This is a genomic window from Paraburkholderia sp. SIMBA_027, from assembly GCF_046535315.1.
GTDB classification, from domain to species: domain Bacteria; phylum Pseudomonadota; class Gammaproteobacteria; order Burkholderiales; family Burkholderiaceae; genus Paraburkholderia; species Paraburkholderia tropica.
Window position 1 is genome coordinate 244140 of the sequence record NZ_JAWRWY010000014.1, and the last position, 22165, is coordinate 266304.

Below are 22165 nucleotides of genomic sequence, written 5' to 3' on the forward strand. Positions count from 1 at the left end.
GACACGAGCGAATCTGGCCGTGACGCAATCCGCAAAATCGGCTAATTTTTGATGTTTGCCTCGCAATCGCTCCAGTAGCGCAGCGGATCGCCATGTTGCGGGTAACGTGAACCGAGCCACAGTGACAGCTTGCCCCAATCCGGATGATGGGTGCCCGTTTTAGCGGACCAGATTGACGATCTCTCGAGAATCTGGCCGTTTTCTCTATCTCTGACAAGCAGGCTGCCCAGTCCACTCGAACTGTTCGTCTGCGACTCGACCTGATACCTCGGCAGAATCCGGAGTTCGGCGTCTTCGGCCCATCCAAAAAGGGCGCGGACTACGCCGGCCGAGTCGCGCAACTCAATGGGGCCAGTCTGCGGACGAACGGCAGTCCAACCCTCGGGAAATTCGGCGACCACGAGCTTTCCCTCCTCCCGCACCCACCTCACGCGCCATGCGCGTACCATCGCCTCGCGCAAGGCGGATACCGAGGCATATCCCGCAGGCAATGTGATCGCCAGTGGGAACGTGATGAGGTTGTCTTTCCAGAGTCTGGCTTCGTCGTCGACGCGTTTGCTCTTGGTGAACACCGCTGTATCGAATGGGTTCTCGGGCCGGCTCGACACGCGTGCGCTCGAGGCGGGAAGTCCCTCGAAAAGTCGTTCAGCATCAAGACGCGTGAGTTTCGTCTTTCCTTTCTTCATTTGCCTCTCTCCTGCATGATTGATGTCTCGCGAATGGCCGCCCCTGACGACCGAATTCGCACCTGTTTGAGCGGTCGGGTGATCGTGTCTGGGGCGATTCGCTGGTGCGCTAGTTCGCTAGTTCGAAGTGTCTGGCGCGGCTCGGGTCGTCATCGATGCACCCAAAGCGTGGTGTGATCGATCCATGGTGGATCGGATGAAAGTGACGGGTAGCGCTCGATTACGCGATGACGTTCGTGAATCGACGCGGTTGGCGAGTTAGCGCCGAGCTTGGTCGATTACGCTTTTCGCCTGCGTCAATCGACGGAATTAGCCACCGGCGCGCTTCACCCGATGACCGGACTTTTTGAGCTCTTCGATAATACGGTCACAGTGATCGCCCTGTACTTCAATCACGCCATCTTTGACCGTTCCACCCGAACCGCAGACGGTGCGCAATTGTTTGCCCAGCGAGGCAAGGGCAACGGGGTCGAGCGCCAATCCTCTCACGACCGTCACGCTCTTCCCGCCCCGGCCTTTGGTCTCGCGAACGACCCGCGCGACGCCGTCCCCTGGTGGTTGTGTCCGGGCAATCGCCTTGCATATACACTCCGTGACCGCGTGGCGGCACTCGGGACACATGCGTCCGCCGTCTGTTGAGTAAACGAGGCCACCCTTCGAACTGCTCTTGACGATAGACATGCACAAAGACATAAAGGCCAGCAATCAGCTAGTTTAGCAGGTTGCGGTTGTTGCTCCTGGGTGCGTTCTGATTCGTTTGATGTCGGAGTTCGACACAAAGGAGACATTGCAGTGACGCGAAAGCGGTCACCCGCGACACCATCGCGCTAAGCCAGCACTTCGTCTATCCAATCCAGTACACGCCGATTGACGAGTGAACGATTGCGCATCTCGCAATGCTCGCCAGCTCCCTGATTGCTGCTAAATCGAATCAGGGTTTTGGGGCAGCGTAGTGCATCGAAAAAATTTTGCGTTCCAGCGGCGAGGGTATCGTGTTCGGCCATGGTGAACAGAGTCGGACAGTGAATGTCTCCGATACGCCCATCCATCGTGTAGTGTTCAACCGATGCGAGATAGTCGCGCAGTGCCCCGGCGCCATTCACCCAGTAACCGCGCTTCGCGATACTCCAGGTCAATTTCCTGTCGTTTGCCACGATGTGGGTGAGGCGTTCCATGAGCGCCTCCGGCAAATCGCCGAGGTTTGCTGCCTCGTCAGGTGTCGCGCCCAACTTCATCACATACGTGCGGAATCCATCCGCCACGGAAGCTAGCGCGGGGTCCGCGACACAGGCCGCAAGACGACGCTCGCCAGACGCCGCACGCGGCGCAAGGTAGCCGCCCAGACTCCAACCGCACAACACGATCTTGAGCGGATCGACATTCGACAGCGTTAATGCGAAGTCCATCACCGAACTGATCACGTTCTCCCAATCCGGCCTGAGCGTGATGCCGTGATCGATCAAGGTCGTACCTTGCCCGGGACCATCGAAGATCAATGAATGGTAGCCGCGCCGGGATGCGGCGACCGCAGATGCAAAGAAAAGGTCGGTAATCGTGCCGTCGTATCCGTTGTTGAAGATCAGGAGCGGTCGAACTTCGTTGGCGCATCCCTGCGCGGGGATGACATAAGCGAGCAGCGAGGTCCCTTCAAAGGGAATATGCTGGCGCACAATGGCCGGCTCGCTTAATGCGAGCGCGCGCTCGAATGCCGCGATTTGCTTTTGAGAACCCAACCTCACACGGGGATCGACTGGTTGTCCGAACAAGGGATGAAAAGATTTGCCATAAAAGCACGCGGCCCTTAGAAAACACTCTCTCGCACTAGCCCGATGGCCTTGGGTTTCAGCTTGTCGACCGTCGACCATCATGCGATCAGCGGCTGCGCTCCAGGCGTCATAAAAGAGGGCGTCGTCTCCGTCTCCAATCGTCCGGGCGATTGCCTCGACCTCGCCATAGTCAGCGCCGCCGTAAGGAATGTAGGCGAGCGGCCAGGTTCCGAGTTGTTCGTGAAGTTCGTCTTTGAAGATCGCAGACATGTTTCACTCCCGTGGGTTGGCATCGCCGATGGGGTGATTGTCAACGGTTTGGCACGAGGTGTCGACTGACAGCGTTTGGTCGACTCCCCCTCCCGCACAGCACTCTCCGCCGACACGAATCGCCACCCAAAAAGCCAAGGTTAGCAAACCCTTAAACGACGCCACGCACGTCCAACGCCTCAGCCTCTCCCGCACACACCAATCTGCACTGCCCGCGCCAGCCTTTCCGCATTGCCGCCCCACTGCCGCCACAACATCGCATTTCACAACACAACATCATTCACCGATATCGCGCGAAATAGATATCTGAATTAGTTGGTTTGTCGCGGATAAAAGTCAAAGTAGTCTGCCTCACATCTTGTTATGACAAGCGATGCATGTTGCCGACGAATCGGATGCCGCGCGCCAGCCGACCGGTGATCGTCTCACGGACGCCCACCTGCGCTCCCGACGAGGAGCCAAGAATATTTCCACACGCCACCACCCACACTACTTGCCCGATCAGCCATGAAAACACGCCAACGGCTCATTCGTCTTCTCGCCGCGCCGCTGCTGCTCTCCACTGCCGTGACAGCCCACGCCGAGACCATTCGCGTTGCAATCGGCACGCAGGACACCACCATTAATTGCGCGACCGGCGGTCTGCTGATCCGTGAATTGCATCTGCTCGACAAATATCTGCCGCACACCGGTAAATACGCGAGCGTGAAATACGACGTGGAATGGAAAGACTTCACCTCCGGCGCGCCGCTCACAAATGAAATGGTGGCAGGCAAGCTCGACTTCGGCGCGATGGCGGATTTTCCGGGCTCGCTCAACGGCGCGGCGTTCGAAAAGGCAGGCCGTAAAAGCATTTTCATCACCGTGCTCGAAGGCAGCACGGATGGCAGCGGCAACGGCATCGTCGTGCCCGTCAATTCTCCGGTGCACTCGCTCGCCGACCTGAAAGGCAAGACAATCTCCGTGCCGTTTGCATCGACCGCGCACGGCATGCTCCTTCGCGCAATCAAGGCGCAAGGCTGGAATCCCGATACTGACGTGAACATCATCACGCAAGCGCCGGAAGTGGCCGGCAGCGCGCTGAAGGCCGGCAAGATCGACGCCCATGCCGACTTCGTGCCGTTCGCCGACCTGTTCCCGTATCGCGGCATCGCGCGCAAAATCTACGATGGCGCACAAAGCCATACGCCGACTTTTCACGGCGCGCTCGTCGACGCCGCCTACGCGCAGAAATACCCCGAGGTCGTGGTCGCGTATCTGCGCGCCACCATTGAGGCAAATCGCCTGATCGGAGAAGACCCCGAGAAATACAGCGTCTTGATCGAAAAAAAGACGGGCATCGATGCGCCGGTCGATTATCTCTATCACGGTCCGCTCGGCCTGCAGACTCGCGATCTGACATGGAAGCCCGAATATCGCCAGGCCGTGGCCACGGCGATCGACACGCTGAGGCTGCTCAAGAAAACGGACGTCAATCTCGACGCCAACACGTTTATCGACGACCGCTACATTCGCCAGGCGTTCAAGGATTCGGGACTCGACTATGACGCCGCGTTGAAGAACTACGCGCGTCAGCCGCTGGTTGCAAACGACGCGATTACCGGCAAACCCATTCGCGACTTCCACGCAGTCGCGCAAATCTGGCTCGGCAATGAAGCGCACGTGCGCAATTACGCCAGCGCCGCGGAAGCGTTCGCCGCGCTTGCCAAGCTCGAACAATCCGGCAGCAAGCCCCGCGCGGTCTACGTACAGGATCACGACAGCGGACAAAAGCTCTTTGCGTCCGATGCGTGGTATGTGCGCGATGCGCGCGGCGGAGTTACCGCCTTTCTGCAGAAGTCGGGCGCCGATACCTACGCGCAGCAAACGTCGGGCGCGGTCGTCGATTACACCGCGGCCGTCTCCGGCGCGCAGCAAGCCATTGCTTCCCGCTGATCGCTTCGGTTTCCGTCCCCGTCGAACATTTTCATTTACGAGGAATCCGCATGTCCGCCATGCTCGACCTCACGGGCCGACAACGCCCGGTCGCCACCGACTCCGCGCAGAAGGACCCCGCTACGGTACGCGGCGTGCCGACGCGCCGCTATACGCGACGCGTGGCCGCGATCCTGCTATTCGTCGCGCTCTGGCAAGCGGCCGTGCACATCCATCTTTCGCTGGGCTTCGTCACCTTCGCGAATGTGCCCTCACCCGCCGACGCCATTCCCGCGCTGTGGACCTTGCTCCACTCGCCGAAATTGCCCATGCATCTGGCCGCGAGCATCACGCGCGTGCTGGCCGGTTTCTGCGCGGCGGCCGTGGTGGGTGTCGGACTCGGACTCGCGATTGGCCGGTATGCGCTGCTTGAAGATCTTCTGATGCCGCCGCTCGAAATGCTGCGTCCCATTCCTGCCGTCGCGTGGATTCCCCTCGCCATTCTGATGTTTCCGTCTTCGGAAATCAGCATGATGTTCGTGACGTTCATCGGCGCGCTGTTTCCGATTCTGCTGAACACCATTCATGGCGTGGAAGCCGTGGATCAGCGGCTTATCGCTACGGCACGCGGTTTGGGTACGAACTCGCTGTCGCTCTATACCGAAGTCATATTGCCGGGCGCTGCGCCTTCGATTTTCACCGGTCTTTCTATTGGTATGGGCACCGCCTGGTTCTGCCTCGTGACTGCGGAGATGATCGCGGGTCAATATGGAATCGGTTACTACACCTGGGAATCCTATACATTGCAAAATTACGCCGATATCGTCGTCGGCATGGCGCTGATCGGCGTGCTCGGGATGGGCAGCAGCATGCTCATCAAGCGCATGGGCGCGGCGTTGACACCGTGGTATCGACGCAATGGAGCACGCCGGTGAGCACCGTATCCGCCATTCAACCTGAAACTCTCGTCAGGACGTCAGTGGCACACGCAGCCGGGCGTATCGAGGTGCGCGCATTGACCGTAGAAGTCGGGGCGCCGCATGCGCGTATTGCCGCGCTCGATTCACTCGATGTCGACATCGCACCCGGCGAATTCGTTTGCATACTCGGCCCCTCCGGTTGCGGAAAATCCACGCTGCTCGGTGCGATTGCGGGGCACATTGCGGCCACGCGCGGCGAAGTCGCGGTCGATCATCTCGCGGTCGACCGTCCACATCCGGATCGCGGCCTTGTGTTCCAGCAGCACACGCTGTTTCCGTGGAAACGCGTGATCGACAATGTGGCTTTTGGGCTGAAAATGAAGGGCGTCGGCGCGCGCGAGCGGCGACGCGAAGCCGCCGAACTGCTCGCCCTGGTCGGCCTTTCCGGCTTTGAGTCGCACTATCCCGCGCAGTTGTCGGGCGGCATGCAGCAGCGCGTGGAGATTGCGCGCGTGTTAATCAACCGCCCACGCATTCTGCTGATGGACGAGCCGTTCGGCGCGCTCGATGCGCAAACGCGCCGCATGATGCAAACGTTGCTGCTCGACATCTGGGCGAAGATTCGCACGACCGTCGTGTTCGTCACGCACGATATCGACGAAGCGCTATTTCTCGGCGACCGCATCCTGATGCTGTCTCAACGCCCCGCGCGCCTCGTCGCCGATATCGCCGTGCCGCTCGCGAGGCCGCGTAACGACGAAAGCACAACGGAAGCGGGTTTCGTCGATACCAAACGCCGTTTGCTCGCCTTGCTGCGCGAAGCAACGAACTAGGCTGCGCGCGCGTTCGGGTGGCGGCCTGCATCCGCATCCAGACCGTCGACTTTCCGTTAAGATTTCCGCAATGGGACAATATGTGTCCAGACAGGAAATCGACATGAAATTGTTGGCCATCTCGGGGAGCGCGCGCCGCGAGTCCACGAATACCGCGCTCCTTGTAGCGATGCAGGACCATTTGCCGGCAGGCATAACGTTATCGGTCTTCGCATCGCTCGACACGCTACCCGTTTTTTCTCCCGACTCGGAGCGCGCGGAATTGCCCGCGCCAGTAGCCCGATTCATTGACCTCGTAGCGGACGCCGACGCAATCATTATTTCAAGCCCCGAATACGTCAGGGCGATTCCCGGCGGACTCAAGAACGCAATCGACTGGATGGTGTCCCGATTCGAAGTGATCGGGAAGCCGATCGCGCTTGCTCATGCGTCGCACCGCGGCAATGACATGCTGGCGTCGCTACGGCTCGTTCTCTCTACGGTCAGCGATGGTTTTATCGACTCGGCTTTTCTGCGCGTTCCGCTGGTTGGCAAGTCGCCGTCGGAAATGTTGACCGTGCTGCGCTTGCCCGAAAATGAAACGGCAATCGCTGCATTTCTCGCCGATGTCGTTGCGTTTGTTCGTTCGAGGCAGGCTGCGGAGGCGGTGTGAAACGCGATTGCCATTCATAGAACAAGCGGCAGAGATTCACACATCGGCCCATAGAAATTACCCGTTCGTGCTACGATTCGCGCTGCTACAAAGACGTAACCAGACGGGCGTTAAACCCACGCCCAGCAAACCGGAAACACCTACACTCCACGCGAAACGCGAAAATGTACGCAGCTGCCTGGCCTCCCGCGAAAGCGCACTGAAAGCCCCTATCGATGCAGTCACTGCATCGGCTTGGGCATTCGCCCCGGACCTGTCGTGAAAGACAGTCCGGCGATATCGCATGAACCGATCTTCCGGATCGCGATTCATGCGGTTGCGTTTTCACGAGACCACAACATGCGTATTCTCAATACGATGGCGGCGCACGCCATCCCGCTCGTTCCGCGTTCGCTCATCCGCAGGATTTCCCGCCGCTATATTGCCGGCGAAACGCTCGACGAAGCTCACACGCGTATTCACGCGCTCCACACGGCAGGCTTTCTCACCACCATCGACGTGCTGGGCGAAACGGCCTCCACGGCCGATGAAGCAGAGTCGATGGCCCGCAGCTATCTCCAGCTCATCGAGGCGCTCGGCACCGGTAATGAAACCACCGAGCTATCCATCAAGCTCACCGCACTCGGATTGTTGCTCGACGACGCCGCGTGCATGTCGCGCGTTTCCCGCATATTGCGCGCAGCAGCGTCGAAAGGCATTCGTGCGTGCATCGATATGGAGGACATCCATTGCACGCAGAGAACGCTCGACGCTTTCGCGACGCTCGAAGCGAGCGGCTTTCCAGTCGGAATCGCGTTGCAGGCGTATTTAAAACGCACGAGCGACGACATCATTGCGCTTCAGGCGCGCAAAAGCCGCATGCGTATTTGCAAGGGCATTTATGCAGAGGCGGCCGCGCATCTCGTTGATGGCGCATCGAGCGACCGCGCCGCGATCAATCCGCATTTTGTTCGGCACGTCTCGAATGCCATTCAGGCCGGATCGTTCGTGGGCATTGCAACACACGATGCGCATTTGATCGATGCGCTAACCGGCTGGTTGCAACGCGAACAGATCGCCCGCTCGCGATTCGAGTTTCAGATGTTGCTGGGCGTATGTGAATCGCAGCGCGACGCGTTGCTCGCGCAGGGATTCAACGTGCGGGTTTATGTACCCTACGGCCGCGACTGGTACGGCTATAGCACAAGGCGAATCAAGGAGAATCCGCGTATCGCAGGTTATATTCTCGCCGCGATGATATCGGGCGAGCGGGCTCGCTAAGGGTGACGGAAGCCGTTATCGACAAGGACCGACTCAATAGTCGGTCCCGATTCGATTGACGGCTTTCGCGCAACTGGCGCGTATTACCAAAACAGCGGCGCACGTCAACCAACGTACGCCGCCCGCCAGCCATTCAGCACTCAATAGCGCCAGGTAAGATTGACGCTGCCATTAAGCGGCGCAGCGTAGGTGCTATAGCTGTATTCCATCGTCGACCAGTATTTCTTGTCGAGCGCGTTATTCAGCGTGCCGGTAATCGTGAAGTGCTTGTTCACGTCGTAACGGGCCGTGAAATCCAGCACCGTGTAAGCGCCCTGACGCGCCATGCCCACACCTTCGTCGACATAGCTCGTGGCGCTCTGCCAACGCACGCTCGTGCCCACCGTCAGCTTGTGATCGAAGTACGGGAGACGATAAGTCGTCGACAAATGCGCGGATTTGCGCGGCACGAACAGTTGTGTCGCCTGGCCGTTGTCGTCGGTGACACGCAGGATTGTTGCACCCGCGCTGACGTTCCAGTCGTTCGTGATTTGCCCGGAAACTTCCGCTTCGATACCTTCGGACGTTGCGTCGCCGCCCGAGTAATAGTATTGCCCCGTGTCCGCGTTGAATCCCGCTTCCGTGGCGATATTCGACTGATGAATGCGATACACCGTCAACGAGGTATTCAGACGGTTGTCGAAGAATGCGCCTTTGATCCCGGCTTCCGCGCTGCGGCCGCGCGCCGGCCCGAGCAATTGATTATTCGCGTTGAGCTGATACTGCGGATTGAAAATCTTGGTGAAGCTGGCGTACGCGGTAATGTCGCGCGTCAGATCGTAAGTCAGGCCGATATACGGCGCCGATCCGGACGACTGCTGGTTATAGCTGGTGCCGGCGGAATCGCCGCTGCTGGCCGCCTGCGTATAGTTGATGCCGAGCAGCAGATGCGCGCGATCGGTCAGGCTCCATCGCGACGATGCATAAAGCGAGCGGCGCACGTCGAGATAATGCACGCGCGTCGCGTTTTCGCCCCACGATGTCGGTTCCGGATACGATCCCGCGAGCAGATCGGCATAGCTGACCGGCACGCCATCGCCCTCGCCTTCGGAAGACGGATTCGTAAATTCCGAGCGCGAGAAGTTGGCGCCGAAAGTCAGTTCATGCGTGCGTCCGAACAGATCGAATTTGCCGCTCAGGCTCGAATCGAGCACGATCTGCCGATTCGACGACTCGTAATTCGACGTATACGAATTGACGCCCGATCCATCCGATTCGAGCGAACCGTAGGGATAAAAGAATCGCGCGTTGTTATAAATGTCGCTCCAGTTGGCCGATGTTTTCCACGTCCATCGCGAGCCGATCTGTTGCTTCAACTCCGCAAAAGCGCGCTGCTCCTGCGTATTGAAGAACGCCCATTTCGGCGCCATGCTCGCGTGCACGTCGTAATTGAGCGCGTTTCCCGATGCATCGAGCAGCGGCAAGCCGCCCCAGCTTGCGCCGCCCAGGCGGTTGTACTCATAGCTGAAGCCCGCGGTTGCGAGCGTGCTCGGCGTCAGGTTCGCTTCGACCACGCCGTAAATGCCATCCTTGCTCGGCTTAAGACGGTCGGTGTACGAATTGCCGTCCTCGTGAAACGCGACCAGTCGGCCCGCCACCGTGCCCGCCTTGTTCAGCGGCCCGGAAATATCGACGTCAACGCGCTTCTTGTCCCACGATCCATATGAAATACCCGCCGATGCCTGGAAATCATAAGTCGGGCGCTTGCGGATGAAATTCACCGTCGCGGAAGGGTTGCCGGTTTCAGCGTTCAGGCCGTCGGCGCCGCGCAGCACTTCGACGCGGTCGTAAAACGCCATGTCGATATCGCCATATTGTGACGTATAGACGAGCGGAATGCCAATGCCGTCGAATTGCAGATTGGTGATCTGAAAACCGCGCGACGTGAAATCGGTCGCGTACGAATCGTACGGCTCGACGGTCACACCCGTGATGTGGCGCAGCGCGTCGTTCACGCTATTGATCTGGAAATCGTTCATTTCCTGGCGCGTGAGCACGGACACCGATTGCGGCGTTTCTTTAGGCGATAACGCGATCTTGCTGCCCGCCGTCGTCGTCTTGATCGTGTACGAGTGGGTCTGCTCGGTCGGCCGCTGCTCGTCGGGGCCCGCCGAGACCACCACCGCCGGCAGCGTGTTGTCCGTTTCGCTGACCGGCGCGGCCGGCGCGGGGGCGACGGTCGCCGTGCCGTCGCGAACGTCGGCGGACAGACCGCTGCCCTTGAGCACGCTCCCGAGCGCCTGGTTCGCCGTCATGCGCCCCTTCACGGCGGGCGAGGTTTTGCCCGCCACCAGCGAGGATTTGACCAGCACCTGCACGTTGGCCTGACGTGCCACTTCCTTGAGCGCGTCGCCCAGCGGCTGAGCCGGAATCGAGAAGTCGGCAAGCGCCTCGGGCGCCGCGGCGGTGGGGGTTTGGGCGCGCGCGGCAGGTGCCTCGAGCACGGCGACGGCCAGGATGACGGCGGCCGCCAGCGTGGCGAGCGGAAAACGGGGGCACATCATGAAAGACATCTCCAACGGGTAACGAAATAAGAACCATTACCGAAGAAGACGCACGACTTCACCAAACCCTGACATCGATTCTGAAAATTTTTTAACGTCCGGCGAGGTTGCCCGATGCCAGGCTCGATAGCGCACGACGCCCGCCCGGCGGGCCGGACGGGCAATCGATGGAGCGCCGATGACGCGTGCTCAATGAATCGGCGGCGTGCGCTTTCGATTCGGCCGCCGCACGTTCGCCGCCATCAAGGCAAACTGCGCCTTACACCGCAAACACCGCCACCGCGCCTTGCAAACGCACGGCCTGCTCATCGAGCGCATGCGCGGCGGCCGCCGCCTCTTCCACCAGCGCGGCGTTCTGCTGCGTGACCTGGTCCATCTGCGCGATGGCCTGATTGACCTGTTCGAGCCCACGGCTCTGCTCGTTCGAAGCCTGCGCGATCGTCTCGAACACGTCCTTCGCGGTGGCGATATCGGCGCGCAAACGCGTCATCGTTGCGCCGACGTCGTGCGCGCGCGTCACGCTGCCCGAGATCGACATCGTCGATTGTTCGATCAATTCCTTGATCTCTCTCGCCGCCGTCGACGAACGCTGCGCGAGCGAGCGCACTTCCGAGGCGACCACCGCAAAGCCGCGCCCTTCCGTGCCAGCGCGCGCCGCTTCGACCGCCGCGTTGAGCGCGAGAATGTTGGTCTGAAACGCGATGCCTTCGATGATCGCCGTAATCGTCGCGATCTTTTCCGCGCTGCCCGACGCCTCGTTCATCGTCTCGATCAGATCGCTCGACAGCGTATTGCCCGCATTCACCGCGTTCATCGCACGCACGATGACATCGCACGCGTGACGCGCATTGTCGGCGTTCTGACGCACGGCTTCGGTCAGTTCATGCGTGGTCGCCGACGTTTGTTCGAGCGCCGCCGCCTGCTGCTCGGTGCGCGACGACAGGTCCGTGTTGCCCGCCGCGATCTGCGCGGCGCCGACCTTCACGGCTTCCACGCCCTGCGTGACCGACCCGACGATGGTCTGCAACGACGTCTGCATCGCATCCATCGCCGCGAGCAGGCGCCCGGTCTCGTCGGTGCGATTGCGTTCGATGCGGCTGTCGAGACGTCCGGCGGCAATCGCCTGCGCGGTATCGACGGCGCGCGACAGCGGATCGCGGATCGCCGTCACGAGCCAGCGCCCGGCCAGCCCCGCGCACACCACCGCGAACGCGGCGGCCAGCGCCACGCTCAGATAGATCGTGTGGCGCAGCGACGCGAGTTCCGCGGTACGCGCCTCGATGCGCTGGCTCTCGGCCTTGTCGAGCGCATCGACGGCGGCAATCATGTCGCCCGTGCCCAGATAGCTGCCGAAGCTCTCGGTCAGCGCGCTCAGTTGCGCGAGCGTGGCGCTGCCCTCGTTCACCTGCGTGCGCATCGCGAGCATCGGATCGACGACCTTCGCTTCCCACGCGTCGTACTGCGCGACGGCGGTATCGATGAGCTGATTGCGCGCCGTATCGGCGGGATCGAGCGCCTTGATCGCGGCCATGCGCGTACGGAAATCGCCGATGTGATCGACCTTCCACTTCATGTGGCCAGGCTGACCGTCGAGGTTATAGGCGAGCAGCGCCCAGATGATGTTCAGGTAATCGGCGCTCGCGTCTTTCACGAGCCGCTGCGCCTGCACGGAGACGGCGTTTTGCTGCTGCTTCTGGTCGATGGCGTCGAGGCCGTACCAGCACACGGCCGAGCTGACGAGGAAAAACGCAATGACGACGCAGAACGCCGAGGTCAACTTCTTGCCGATCGAAAGGTTCTGCATCTTCGTGTTCAGGTGGGGAATCGAAACCCGGCCGCGAGCGTCGGCTCATCGGCACGGTCAAAATTCGTAATACGGTATACCAACAATAATTCGCCGACAAGCGGTTTTAAGAAGCTGTTGCGGCGGTGTTAAAGAGGCGGCAGCGGCGGTTTAGACGGCGTTGCGGGGAAATGGGGGATGGAAGGAAACGCGGGAGAAACGATCGTTCGCCCGATTGAACACTTTCGCGTGCGTCACTTTCAGAGCATGCGAACCGACGATTACGCCGATCGACGCATTCAGGTTTACAACAGCGCCGTGCCCATTGCGGTGCAAAACGGCGCTGACGACAGAATCATTCAATGTGGAATCAAGACGTGCGTCACGCCACGGCTACGTGCTCGCGGGCACCGGCGCTTTCGCCTCCATCAGCCCTTCTTCCTTGAGATCGGCCCACAATGCAGCGGGAATCGGATGCTGCATGAACGCAACGTTTTCTTCGAGTTCGGCCACGCTGCGCGCGCCGGGAATCACGCTCGACACAAGCGGATGGCCGAGCGGGAATTGCAGCGCCGCCGCGGCCAGCGGCACGCCATGACGCTGACACACCTGCTGGAGCCGGCGCACGCGATCGATCACGAACGGCGGCGCGGGCCGCGTATTGAACGTGGCGCTCTGCACCGGCCCCGATGCGAGAATGCCTGAGTTATACGGTCCGCCAATGATGAGCTTCGTATTGCGCTGCTCGCACAGCGGCAGCAGCGTGCGCAACGGCTCCTGCTCGAGCAGCGTATAGCGCCCGGCGAGCAGAAAATAATCGAAGTGCCCCGCCACCACGAAATCCGAAAGCATCTGCCATTGATTGATGCCGACGCCCACCGCGCCAATCACACCTTGCGAGCGCAATTCGTCGAGCACGACATACGCGCCGTCCATGGCCTCGCGAAAATGACTGCGCGCATAAGGATCTTCACCGGGACCGAATACGATCGATTCGTCGGGATCGTGAATCGCGATCATATCGATGCGATCCACACCCAGCCGCTGCAAACTCTGCTCGATCGAGCGCAGCACCGCGTCGCGCGAATAATCGAATTCCGGCCTGAGTGCCGGTGCGTCCGCCCATAAAGCGGGCGACTTCTCGCGCTCGGAAATCGGCACGAGGCTATAACCGACTTTCGACGAAATCACGATCTCGTTGCGCGGCAGCGTTTTAATCGCTTCGCCTAGACGCGTTTCGGCGAGACCGTAACCGTAGACCGGCGCGGTGTCGAAATAACGCATGCCGCGTGCGAAAGCGGCATGAACGGTCGCGGTCGCCACTTCGGGATCGGTCGCGCGATACATATTGCCCAGCCCGGTGCCGCCGAGGCCCAGGGTGGTCACGGCCAGCCCATTGGCCGACACGGTTCTCGTTGCCATTGCATTCATAGGGGTGTGTCTCGCTGAAGGAAAGGCAAACGTCATTTGATGATCGGCGTTTTCTTGCGGTCGAACGTGACCGCCACGCCGAAAATAATCATGGCGCCGTAAATCGCCTGCTGAAAATACTGGTCGACGCCAATCACGTTCATGCCGTTGTCGAGCATGCTGAGAAACAGCGTGCCGAACAGCACGTTGAGCACGCCGCCCGCGCCGCCCGTGAGCGCCGTGCCGCCCACCACCACGGCCGCGATCGAGTTGAGTACGTACGAGGTGCCCACGACCGGATCGCCACCGAATCGCACCGAGGAAATAATGATGCCGACGAGCGCCGCGCACACGCCGGAAATCATGAACGGCACGTTACGCGACTGTGCGATATCGGTGCCGGACATCCACGCCATGCGGATATTGCTGCCCACGAAATAGATATTGCGGCCCGTGCGCGTGAAGCGCAGAAACACAGCAACGGCGCAAAAAACCAGCGCGCCGATGATGAACACGTTGCTGATCGAAAACACGTTGCCGTTGACAATATCGAGCATCGAATAATCACCGGGCGCGGCGCTAACGGGCCGTGGCGACACCAGATATGCGAGACTCGTGATGATGCCGCCCGTGCCGAGCGTGGCGATGAACGACGGAATTTTCACGCGCGTGAGAATCACGCCGTTGATATACCCGAGCGCCAGACCGAGCGCGAGACAGCACGGATACGCCCAATAACCGATGCGATGCACGAGCGTAATAAACACCACCGAAACCAGCGAAATCGTCCCGCCCACCGAGAGATCAATTCCGCCAATCAGAATCACGAACATTTGCCCGAGCGCGGCAATCAGCAGAATGGCGCCAAAATCCAGAATCGTATTGATGTTGTACAGCGAGAGAAACTGGTCGTTGCCGATTGCCATGAATGCGCCCACGACCACGATCAACGCGAGCGTCAGATGGATCGGCTTCAACCGGCTCGTCAAATGCTTGATGCCGGTACGCGAAGCGGCGCGCCGGGCGCCGTCAAAAGAAGGTGCGTCCAATTTGCGGTTCCTTGTCGAGAGCTTCGTTCAGACGATCAGTTTGATCAGATCCTGCGGCGTCGGCTTGGCATGCGCCGACGCCTCCAGTTCGCCGATCAAACGCCGCTCGCGCATGATCAGCAGACGGTTGGCCAGCCCGATATCCTCCTCCAGCGTGTCGCACATGATGATCATGGCAATGCCCGCATTCGCGAACTTGCGAATGAGCCGATAGACCTCGTCCTTGGCCTTGATGTCGATACCGCGCGTCGGGTGATCGAGAATCAGCAGACGCACATCCGAACTCAGCCATTTCGACAGAATGATTTTCTGCTGATTGCCGCCGCTCAATCCCGCACAGGCTGCATGAATCGAAGGCGTCTTGACGAGGCATTCCGCGACCCATTGCTTCGCGTGCTCGTGCTCTCTGCGCGTGCTGATCATTCCGCCGACCTTGAGCTTGTCGAGCACGAGATAGTTGATGTTGTCGGCCACGCTCATATTCAGCGCGAGCCCTTCCTCTCGCCGTTCGATGGGCACGTGTCCCACGCCATGCAGCACGGCCGAGCGCGACGAACCGTTCACAGGCGTCTTGCCTTCGATCGCGAGCGTGCCCGCGTCGTAGCGCTCCAATCCGGCAATACAGCGGCACAGCGCCTCTTTCCCCGAACCGACCAGACCGACGAGACTGACGATCTCGCCTTCGCGCACCTCGAAACTCAGCGGCGCGAACTCCCCCTGTTTCGCGAGTTGATCGACGCGGAACGTCACCTTCTCGCCCGGCGCGCGCTGCTCGCTTTCGCGAAAGCGGTCGCCGGCGAAATCGTGACCCACGAGCAGCTTTTCGACATTGGCGATATCGAGGCCGGACGTGGGCATCTCCGTCACGTTGCGGCCGTCCTTGAGCACGACAATGCGATCGCAGTTTTCCAGCACTTCCTGAAGCCGGTGCGAGATGAGTATCATCGACGCGCGGCTTTTCAGGCGATTGAGAATCTCGAATAGCGTGTCGCGCTCGCCGTCGTTGAGCACGGTGGTCGGTTCGTCGAGAATCACAATCGGATTCGAGGCGCCATATTGCTCGCAGAGCCAGACCATGCGCGCGATTTCCACCATCTGCCGCGCCGCGGGTGAGATCGAGGCAACCGGGAGATCCACGTCGATATCGAGGTTCATCGGTTCCAGCACGCGCCGCGCCTCGGCGGCCATCTCGCGCCGCGACAGCACGCCAAAGCGGCGAAAGCGCGCTTCGTGGCATAGAAACAGATTCTCCGTGACCGAGAGATTCGGAATCAGCGAGCCTTCCTGAAACACCACGCCAATGCCTTTTCGGATCGCATCCGCGGTGCCCTTCATGACGACCTTTTTGCCGTCCAGCATCAAGCGGCCTTCGTCGGGCTGATAAATGCCGGTCATGATCTTCGTGAGCACCGACTTGCCCGCGCCGTTTTCGCCGACGAGGCCCAGAATCTCGTTCTTGCGCACGGTCAGCGCAACATCGTCGAGCGCAATCACGCCGGGAAATCGGCGCGTGATACCTTCGAGCGAGAGCACCACGCCGGTATCCTGTTCGATAAGCGTTTCCATAGTGCGGCCTTATTTAATGAAGCCGAGCTTGCGGCGGTCGAGCGTGAGCGCCACGGCAATGATCAACACGATGCCGTTGACGGCCGTTTGCGCATACGGATTCACGGCCATCAGCACCATGCCGTTATTGAGCACGGCAAGCACGAGCGTGCCGAGCAGCGCATTCTTCGCCCCCCCAAGGCCGCCCGTGAGCGACACGCCGCCCACCGCCACCGCCGTGATCACCGGAAACAGCAGATTGAGACCCGTGCGCGCGGTCGCGCTGCCCATCCGGCTCACGAGCAGCAGCGCGCCCAGGCCGTAGAGACACCCGGCGATCGCGAACGCGACCACTTTCATACGCGGCACGTTCACGCCCGCCTGACGCGCGAGCGCTTCGTCGCCGCCGATGGCGTAGAGATAGCGCCCGGTGCGCGTGCGATCCTCGAAAAACTGCACGGCGATCACAATTGTCAGCGCCACCAGCACGACATTCGCAACGCCGAGCGGCTTGTCGTTGATAAAGTTTTGAATGCGGTTATCGAGCAGCGTAATCAGCATCGCCTTGTTCACGTAGACGGCTACGCCATAGAGCACCCAGCTCACGCCCAATGTCGTAATGAACGAAGGGATTCTGAGTTTCGTGTGCAGCACGCCGGTCAGCATGCCCGCCGCGCCGCCGATGGCGAGACAGATCGGCAGAATCCAGAGCCCGACATCGTGATCGTTGTAGCGATTCTTGCTGAGCACGCCGACGAAAACGGCGCACAACGCAACCGTGCCTTGCAGCGAAAGATCAATCCCGCCAATCACGATGGTCAGATGCAGACCCACGGCGAGAATCGCGGGAATCGCCGCGAGACTCAGCACGACCTGCACGTTGTCCCACGAGAGACTCGCGCCGCGCGTGCCGATGGCGAACACGGCCACGATCAGCGCAAGCGAGAGCAGTTGCGCGCCGACGCCACTGCGACGCAGCCAGCGGGGCGCGCCCTGCATCCACGCGGTGTGTGCGGGCTGGCGCGAGAAATTCGCGTCGCCCATGCTTTCCACAGGTTCCATGAACTGCCGTCCCTCCTGATGGTTCCGGCCGCGAGCGCGCCGGTTTCGCACGCCCGCGCCGAAGCTTGCTTGAATACCTGCTACGCGGTGTTATTTGATCGGCGCGACCCAGCGTGCGTAGAAGTTCTTCAGGTCGTAATCCGGCATCTTGCTGACCGTGTCCTTCACGACTTTCTCCACGTTCGAGCGATCGACTTCGATACCCGGAATCAGAAACGCGCGGTATTTGGCGGGTGTGGCCTTCACATCGAGCGCGCCCTGTTTGGCCGCAAGCGCCATCGACAAACCAAGTTGCGCCTGATAACGCGCGTCGTCGTATTCGGTCGAGGACATCGTGCCGTCCTTGATCGCATCGAACGCATCGGGCACGCCGTCCGTGCCGCTCACCTTGACCTTGCCTGCGAGGCCCGCCTCCTTGAGCGCGGCCACCGCGCCGAGCGCCATGTTGTCGTTGGCGGACCACACGCCCGCGGTATCGGGATGCGCCGCCAGCAATTGCTTGGTGATTTCGTAGGCCTTGTTGGTGTCCCAATCGGCGGCTTCCCACTGCACGAGCTTCACGCCAGGCGTTTCTTTGAGCGCCTTTTGCAGGCCCTGGAAGCGCCCAATGGCCGCGTTATTCGACAACATGCCCTGAATCGCGATGATCGAACCTTTGTTCGGCGTCGGCATGTTTTTGAACAGGGTTTTCGCATTGAAATAACCCTGCCCCACAGCGTCGAAACTGATATGCGCGACCCAGTGCGGATAGTCCTGCACCTTGATGTCGTCCGGCTTGTTCCACCAGCTCACCCAGTAAACGCCCGCACTTTCCAGCATCTTCGCGATCGGCACCACGTCGGGCGCCTCGTTCGGATCGACGTTGACAACCATGTTGCCGCCGGTCTTCGCAATCTCCGCCTTCAGATCGGAAAACTGCTTCTGGCTGTTGCCCTCGCTGCTCAGCACATCGACGGGCAAACCCAGCTTCTTGCCGAGCGCCTTCGCGCCCGCCGCATAGTCGGCGTGATACGGATTGTCGAGCCCGCGAATCATGACAACGAGCGTGGTCTTGTCGGAAGCCGCCCATACCGGCGACGAAATGCCAACGCCAATGGCCGACGCCACCAGCGACGCGGCAAGCAGACGAGTCGTGCTGTTCAATTGCTGTCTCCTCTCTGGATTGAGAAGCGGATGCCTCATTATTCCTGGCCCGCTTCAACTGATACGGATACCTAACATTGTGTTCTGCATGAATCTCACTCTTGATTCGACAACCGAACCGTCTCTATCCGGTTCGGCTTGCTTCACGCCATGCTTTTCGCGTATCTAAGATGCCAGTTAAAAAACGAAAATTTTTTGGCGCGCATGGCGATGTGTGCGACTCATACGCAACTCATGTACGATTCCACGGCGCAAACGGCGGATTCGCGTTGCGCGCGCCGCAATCGAGCGCGTCGATGCTGGCGAGTTCGTCATCGCTCAAACGCACGTCCAGCGCACGCAGATTCGCACGCTGATGCTCGACGCTGCGCGACGCGGTAATCACCAGCATGCCGCGCGCGAGCAGCCACGCACAGGCGATTTGCGGCGCATCCACGCCATGACGTTCGGCAATCGCGGCGATCACAGGATCGCGCTGCACGCGGCCCTCGCCCAGCGGCATATATGCCGTCACCTTGAGGCCGTGCCGATGCGTCGCGTCCACGTCAGCGCGATTCGCGAAGAACGGATTCACCTCGATCTGATTCGTCACGATTGCATCGCCGCCTGGCACCCCAACGGCTTCGTCGAGCAGCGGCCCGGTGAAATTCGACACGCCGTAATGGCGGATCAAACCTGCGTCCACGGCTTCGCGCATCGCACCGATCGTCTCAGCGACCGGCACGCCGTCGACCGACGGCCAATGCACCAGCGCCACATCGATCACACCGACACCGAGCCGCTCGCGGCTCGCTTCCAGGCTGTCGAGTACCGCGCGATGGCGCAGGCTGTCGAACCACACCTTGGTCGTCACGCAAATCTCGTCGCGATTCACACCGCTCTCGCGAATGCCGGCGCCCACAGCCGCTTCATTCTCGTAGTGGACCGCCGTGTCGATATGGCGATAGCCCAGTTCGAGCGCGGTGCGCACCGATTGCGTGGTGATGTCCGGGGCGACGCGGAATGTGCCGAGACCCAGCGCGGGAATAACTGACATCAAGCTTGACTCCAGTTCGATGGAAACTGCGTTGCAGTTGAATCGAAGCACCGCTTTAAAACACGGCCTTCGGGTTGTAGAACTTGTCGATATTGCCGCGATCGATCACCGCAGGCGGCGTATAAGTCATCTTCGGCAGATCACGCGCCTGGCCATTCGCGGCCTTGAATCCGAGGTCGACGGCCGTGCGCGCGATCAGCGCCGGATCGTTGAGCGCGGTCGCGCCATACTTGCCCTGCTTGATGAGCGCGAGCGCTTCCTTCTGACCATCGGCGGCCGCCACGAGCGTGATGCCCTGACGATTCGCGCTCTCGATCGCACGACGCGCGCCCAGCACCATGCTGTCGTTTTCGCCGAGCACGAGGTTGATGTCCTTGTTCGCGACCAGCAGATCTTCCATCGCCTTCAGGCCGCCTTCGTCGGTCCAGTTGCCCCAGCCTTGCCCCACGATCTGCAGATTCGCCTTGCCGAGTTTTTCGAGCTGCGCTTCGACAATGCCTTCGAGTACGCCATCGCGGCGCGCCTTGCCCACCGGATTGCCCTTGTCGCCCGACACGAGCGCGATCTTCAGCGGCTTGTCGCCGAACGTATCGACAACCCAGCGGCCGACCAGCGCACCGTTTTGCCGATTCGACGATTGCACGAGCGTGAGGTAATTCGCCTTCGGATCGAGATCGGCATCCATCACGATCACTTTCACACCTGCTGCCGTCGCTGCGTTCACGGCGCTCACCAGCCCTTCGGGATCGGCCGGATCGATGATCAGCACTTTCACGCCGCGCGTCACGAGGTCTTCGACATCGGCGATCTGCTTCTGCATCGTGCCCTGCGCATCGGTAACGATCGGCTCGCCGCCGAGTTCCACCACACGCGCTTTCGCGGCTTGCATGGCCGCCGAGAAATACGGCGCGTTCAACACCTTCATGGAAATGCCGACCTTGAGTTTGTCGGCAGCAAAAGCATGACCGGCGCACACTGCGCAAACGAGCGCGGCCATCAACACATTTCGTAGTCTCATGACGCACTTTCCTGTTTATTTGTTTTGCTTGGCTGGATTGCGATTCACATCGTCACGACAACATTTAACGCCTTCCGCACGCACGCTGGCGCGAATTTTCGACGACTGTGCAAGCGCAGAATAACGATAGTATTGCTATCGTTACATAGGTGTATACGTGAAATCAAACGCTACCGAACTCAAACATCATTACAAATGATAATGTTTAATAAGCGTCGCAATAGTGCGCTGTTCTGCATAGAGCGATAGCAAAATGCGGGCATGGCGAAGCACGCCAATCACACCCATTCACAGCATTCAGGAGCGAGCGATGGATTTGAAACTGCGTGGAAAGGTCGCGGTCATTACCGGCGCGAGTGTCGGCATTGGTCTTGCGGTCGCGGACCGTTTCGCGGCCGAGGGGACACATCTCGTGCTCGCCGCGCGTCAGCGCGAACGTCTGGAAACCGCGGCGCAATCGCTCGCCGAACGGCACGGCATTCAGGCCGTACCGGTTGCGTGCGATATCGCGACGGTCGAAGGCGTGACGCAACTCGTCGACGCCACGACTGACGCCTTCGGCGGTGCGGACATTCTGTTCAACAACGCGGGCACGGGCAGCAACGAAACGATCATGACCGCGCCCGACGACAAATGGCAAGCGTACTGGGAACTGCACGTGATGGCCGCCGTGCGCCTCGCGCGCGGGCTTGTGCCGCTGATGAAGCAGCGCGGCGGCGGCGCGATCCTGCACAACGCTTCGATCTGCGCCACGCAGCCTTTGGGCTACGAGCCCATTTACAACGTCACGAAAGCCGCGCTGATGATGTTTTCGAAGACGCTCGCGAACGAAGTGGTGAGCGACAATATTCGCGTCAACACCATCAATCCAGGGCTCGTGCTCACGCCGGACTGGATCAAGACGGCCAAACAACTGAGCAGCGAAACGGGCGGCGACTGGGAAGGCTATCTGCAGCAGGTCGCGAACGAGCACGCGCCCATTCAGCGCTTTGCTTCGCCCGAGGAACTGGCCGATTTCGTCGTGTTTCTGTGCTCGGAGCGCGCGAGTTACAGCGTGGGGTCCACGTATTTCGTGGACGGGGGAATGTTGCGAACCGTGTAGGTGCGCAAGCGGTGCGGCCCTGCTGTCGAGAAGCAGGGCCGCTGAAGATTACGCGTGATGGCGCTCAGGTCAACGCAACGAGTTCCGGCACCACGCTGAACAGATCGCCGACGAGACCGTAGTCGGCTACGGTGAAAATCGGCGCTTCCTCGTCCTTGTTGATCGCGACGATC

General features: G+C 60.4%; 18 protein-coding genes and 1 pseudogene. 6 read left to right on the plus strand and 13 right to left on the minus strand.

Annotated elements, in window-relative coordinates:
* Nucleotides 1-41 precede the first annotated feature (41 nt).
* The 3 genes from SB764_RS26425 to SB764_RS26435 form a co-directional block, all read right to left on the minus strand.
* Nucleotides 42-686: a hypothetical protein gene (locus SB764_RS26425; RefSeq protein ID WP_074985524.1), complete on the minus strand. Its 645-nt coding sequence runs from the start codon at nt 684-686 to the stop codon at nt 42-44.
* Between the two features lie 309 nt (nt 687-995).
* Complete coding sequence (locus tag SB764_RS26430) at nt 996-1367, minus strand: translation initiation factor Sui1 (protein WP_074985577.1); 372 nt, start codon at nt 1365-1367, stop codon at nt 996-998.
* 146 nt (nt 1368-1513) lie between these two features.
* Nucleotides 1514-2722: an alpha/beta hydrolase family protein gene (locus SB764_RS26435; protein ID WP_065059817.1), complete on the minus strand. Its 1209-nt coding sequence runs from the start codon at nt 2720-2722 to the stop codon at nt 1514-1516.
* Nucleotides 2723-3229: 507 nt separating this feature from the next.
* Between SB764_RS26435 and SB764_RS26440 the strand changes: the two genes are divergently transcribed.
* From SB764_RS26440 to SB764_RS26460, 5 genes are all read left to right on the plus strand, one after another.
* Complete coding sequence (locus SB764_RS26440; protein WP_410865546.1) at nt 3230-4657, plus strand: ABC transporter substrate-binding protein; 1428 nt, start codon at nt 3230-3232, stop codon at nt 4655-4657.
* A gap of 59 nt (nt 4658-4716) precedes the next feature.
* Entirely contained in the window at nt 4717-5571 is an 855-nt protein-coding gene (locus SB764_RS26445; RefSeq protein WP_375790432.1) for an ABC transporter permease, read from the plus strand.
* 44 nt (nt 5572-5615) lie between these two features.
* Nucleotides 5616-6389, plus strand: coding sequence for an ABC transporter ATP-binding protein (locus SB764_RS26450; protein ID WP_156773735.1), 774 nt, complete (start codon nt 5616-5618; stop codon nt 6387-6389).
* Between the two features lie 103 nt (nt 6390-6492).
* The gene (locus tag SB764_RS26455) at nt 6493-7041 is read left to right on the plus strand and encodes an NADPH-dependent FMN reductase (protein ID WP_410865548.1); all 549 of its coding nucleotides are present in this window, start codon (nt 6493-6495) and stop codon (nt 7039-7041) included.
* Between the two features lie 258 nt (nt 7042-7299).
* Nucleotides 7300-8301, plus strand: a complete 1002-nt coding sequence (locus SB764_RS26460) for a proline dehydrogenase family protein (RefSeq protein WP_311732605.1) — start codon at nt 7300-7302, stop codon at nt 8299-8301.
* Between the two features lie 140 nt (nt 8302-8441).
* Here the strand turns inward: SB764_RS26460 and SB764_RS26465 are convergent, their stop codons facing one another.
* The 9 genes from SB764_RS26465 to SB764_RS26505 all read right to left on the minus strand — a co-directional run bounded on the left by SB764_RS26465 (nt 8442) and on the right by SB764_RS26505 (nt 20890).
* Entirely contained in the window at nt 8442-10844 is a 2403-nt protein-coding gene (locus SB764_RS26465) for a TonB-dependent siderophore receptor (RefSeq protein WP_410865551.1), read from the minus strand.
* Nucleotides 10845-11103: 259 nt separating this feature from the next.
* Complete coding sequence (locus SB764_RS26470; protein ID WP_161495590.1) at nt 11104-12648, minus strand: methyl-accepting chemotaxis protein; 1545 nt, start codon at nt 12646-12648, stop codon at nt 11104-11106.
* A gap of 372 nt (nt 12649-13020) precedes the next feature.
* Nucleotides 13021-14049 (minus strand): aldo/keto reductase, encoded by a 1029-nt coding sequence (locus tag SB764_RS26475; protein ID WP_322005590.1) that lies wholly within the window; start codon nt 14047-14049, stop codon nt 13021-13023.
* A 41-nt stretch (nt 14050-14090) separates the two neighbouring features.
* Complete coding sequence (locus SB764_RS26480) at nt 14091-15086, minus strand: ABC transporter permease (RefSeq protein WP_074985536.1); 996 nt, start codon at nt 15084-15086, stop codon at nt 14091-14093.
* A gap of 27 nt (nt 15087-15113) precedes the next feature.
* On the minus strand, nt 15114-16652 hold the full coding sequence (locus SB764_RS26485; RefSeq protein WP_410865554.1) for a sugar ABC transporter ATP-binding protein: 1539 nt from the start codon (nt 16650-16652) through the stop codon (nt 15114-15116).
* A 9-nt stretch (nt 16653-16661) separates the two neighbouring features.
* A complete protein-coding gene (locus SB764_RS26490; RefSeq protein ID WP_410865556.1) occupies nt 16662-17693 on the minus strand; it encodes an ABC transporter permease in 1032 nt (343 codons plus the stop codon).
* A 90-nt stretch (nt 17694-17783) separates the two neighbouring features.
* Nucleotides 17784-18836 (minus strand): sugar ABC transporter substrate-binding protein, encoded by a 1053-nt coding sequence (locus tag SB764_RS26495; RefSeq protein WP_065059826.1) that lies wholly within the window; start codon nt 18834-18836, stop codon nt 17784-17786.
* Between the two features lie 232 nt (nt 18837-19068).
* Nucleotides 19069-19872: an aldo/keto reductase gene (locus tag SB764_RS26500; protein WP_234775390.1), complete on the minus strand. Its 804-nt coding sequence runs from the start codon at nt 19870-19872 to the stop codon at nt 19069-19071.
* 55 nt (nt 19873-19927) lie between these two features.
* Nucleotides 19928-20890 carry a substrate-binding domain-containing protein gene (locus tag SB764_RS26505; RefSeq protein WP_065059828.1) on the minus strand — a complete coding sequence of 321 codons (963 nt, stop codon included), beginning with the start codon at nt 20888-20890 and terminating at the stop codon, nt 19928-19930.
* 310 nt (nt 20891-21200) lie between these two features.
* Here SB764_RS26505 and SB764_RS26510 point away from each other — a divergent pair, with 310 nt between their 5' ends.
* Entirely contained in the window at nt 21201-21992 is a 792-nt protein-coding gene (locus tag SB764_RS26510) for an SDR family NAD(P)-dependent oxidoreductase (RefSeq protein WP_074985542.1), read from the plus strand.
* A gap of 64 nt (nt 21993-22056) precedes the next feature.
* Here SB764_RS26510 and SB764_RS26515 read toward each other — a convergent pair.
* Nucleotides 22057-22165 (minus strand): annotated as a pseudogene (locus SB764_RS26515) (electron transfer flavoprotein subunit alpha/FixB family protein); the annotation flags it as partial.

Excerpts from the sequence above, each read along its gene's own strand:
- SB764_RS26440 (WP_410865546.1), top strand. The coding sequence starts at position 3,230 with ATGAAAACACGCCAACGGCTCATTCGTCTTCTCGCCGCGCCGCTGCTG.
- SB764_RS26485 (WP_410865554.1), bottom strand. The coding sequence starts at position 16,652 with ATGGAAACGCTTATCGAACAGGATACCGGCGTGGTGCTCTCGCTCGAA.
- SB764_RS26445 (WP_375790432.1), top strand. The coding sequence starts at position 4,717 with ATGCTCGACCTCACGGGCCGACAACGCCCGGTCGCCACCGACTCCGCG.
- SB764_RS26435 (WP_065059817.1), bottom strand. The coding sequence starts at position 2,722 with ATGTCTGCGATCTTCAAAGACGAACTTCACGAACAACTCGGAACCTGG.
- SB764_RS26505 (WP_065059828.1), bottom strand. The coding sequence starts at position 20,890 with ATGAGACTACGAAATGTGTTGATGGCCGCGCTCGTTTGCGCAGTGTGC.
- SB764_RS26470 (WP_161495590.1), bottom strand. The coding sequence starts at position 12,648 with ATGCAGAACCTTTCGATCGGCAAGAAGTTGACCTCGGCGTTCTGCGTC.
- SB764_RS26430 (WP_074985577.1), bottom strand. The coding sequence starts at position 1,367 with ATGTCTATCGTCAAGAGCAGTTCGAAGGGTGGCCTCGTTTACTCAACA.
- SB764_RS26510 (WP_074985542.1), top strand. The coding sequence starts at position 21,201 with ATGGATTTGAAACTGCGTGGAAAGGTCGCGGTCATTACCGGCGCGAGT.
- SB764_RS26455 (WP_410865548.1), top strand. The coding sequence starts at position 6,493 with ATGAAATTGTTGGCCATCTCGGGGAGCGCGCGCCGCGAGTCCACGAAT.
- SB764_RS26425 (WP_074985524.1), bottom strand. The coding sequence starts at position 686 with ATGAAGAAAGGAAAGACGAAACTCACGCGTCTTGATGCTGAACGACTT.
- SB764_RS26475 (WP_322005590.1), bottom strand. The coding sequence starts at position 14,049 with ATGGCAACGAGAACCGTGTCGGCCAATGGGCTGGCCGTGACCACCCTG.
- SB764_RS26500 (WP_234775390.1), bottom strand. The coding sequence starts at position 19,872 with ATGTCAGTTATTCCCGCGCTGGGTCTCGGCACATTCCGCGTCGCCCCG.
- SB764_RS26490 (WP_410865556.1), bottom strand. The coding sequence starts at position 17,693 with ATGGAACCTGTGGAAAGCATGGGCGACGCGAATTTCTCGCGCCAGCCC.
- SB764_RS26465 (WP_410865551.1), bottom strand. The coding sequence starts at position 10,844 with ATGATGTGCCCCCGTTTTCCGCTCGCCACGCTGGCGGCCGCCGTCATC.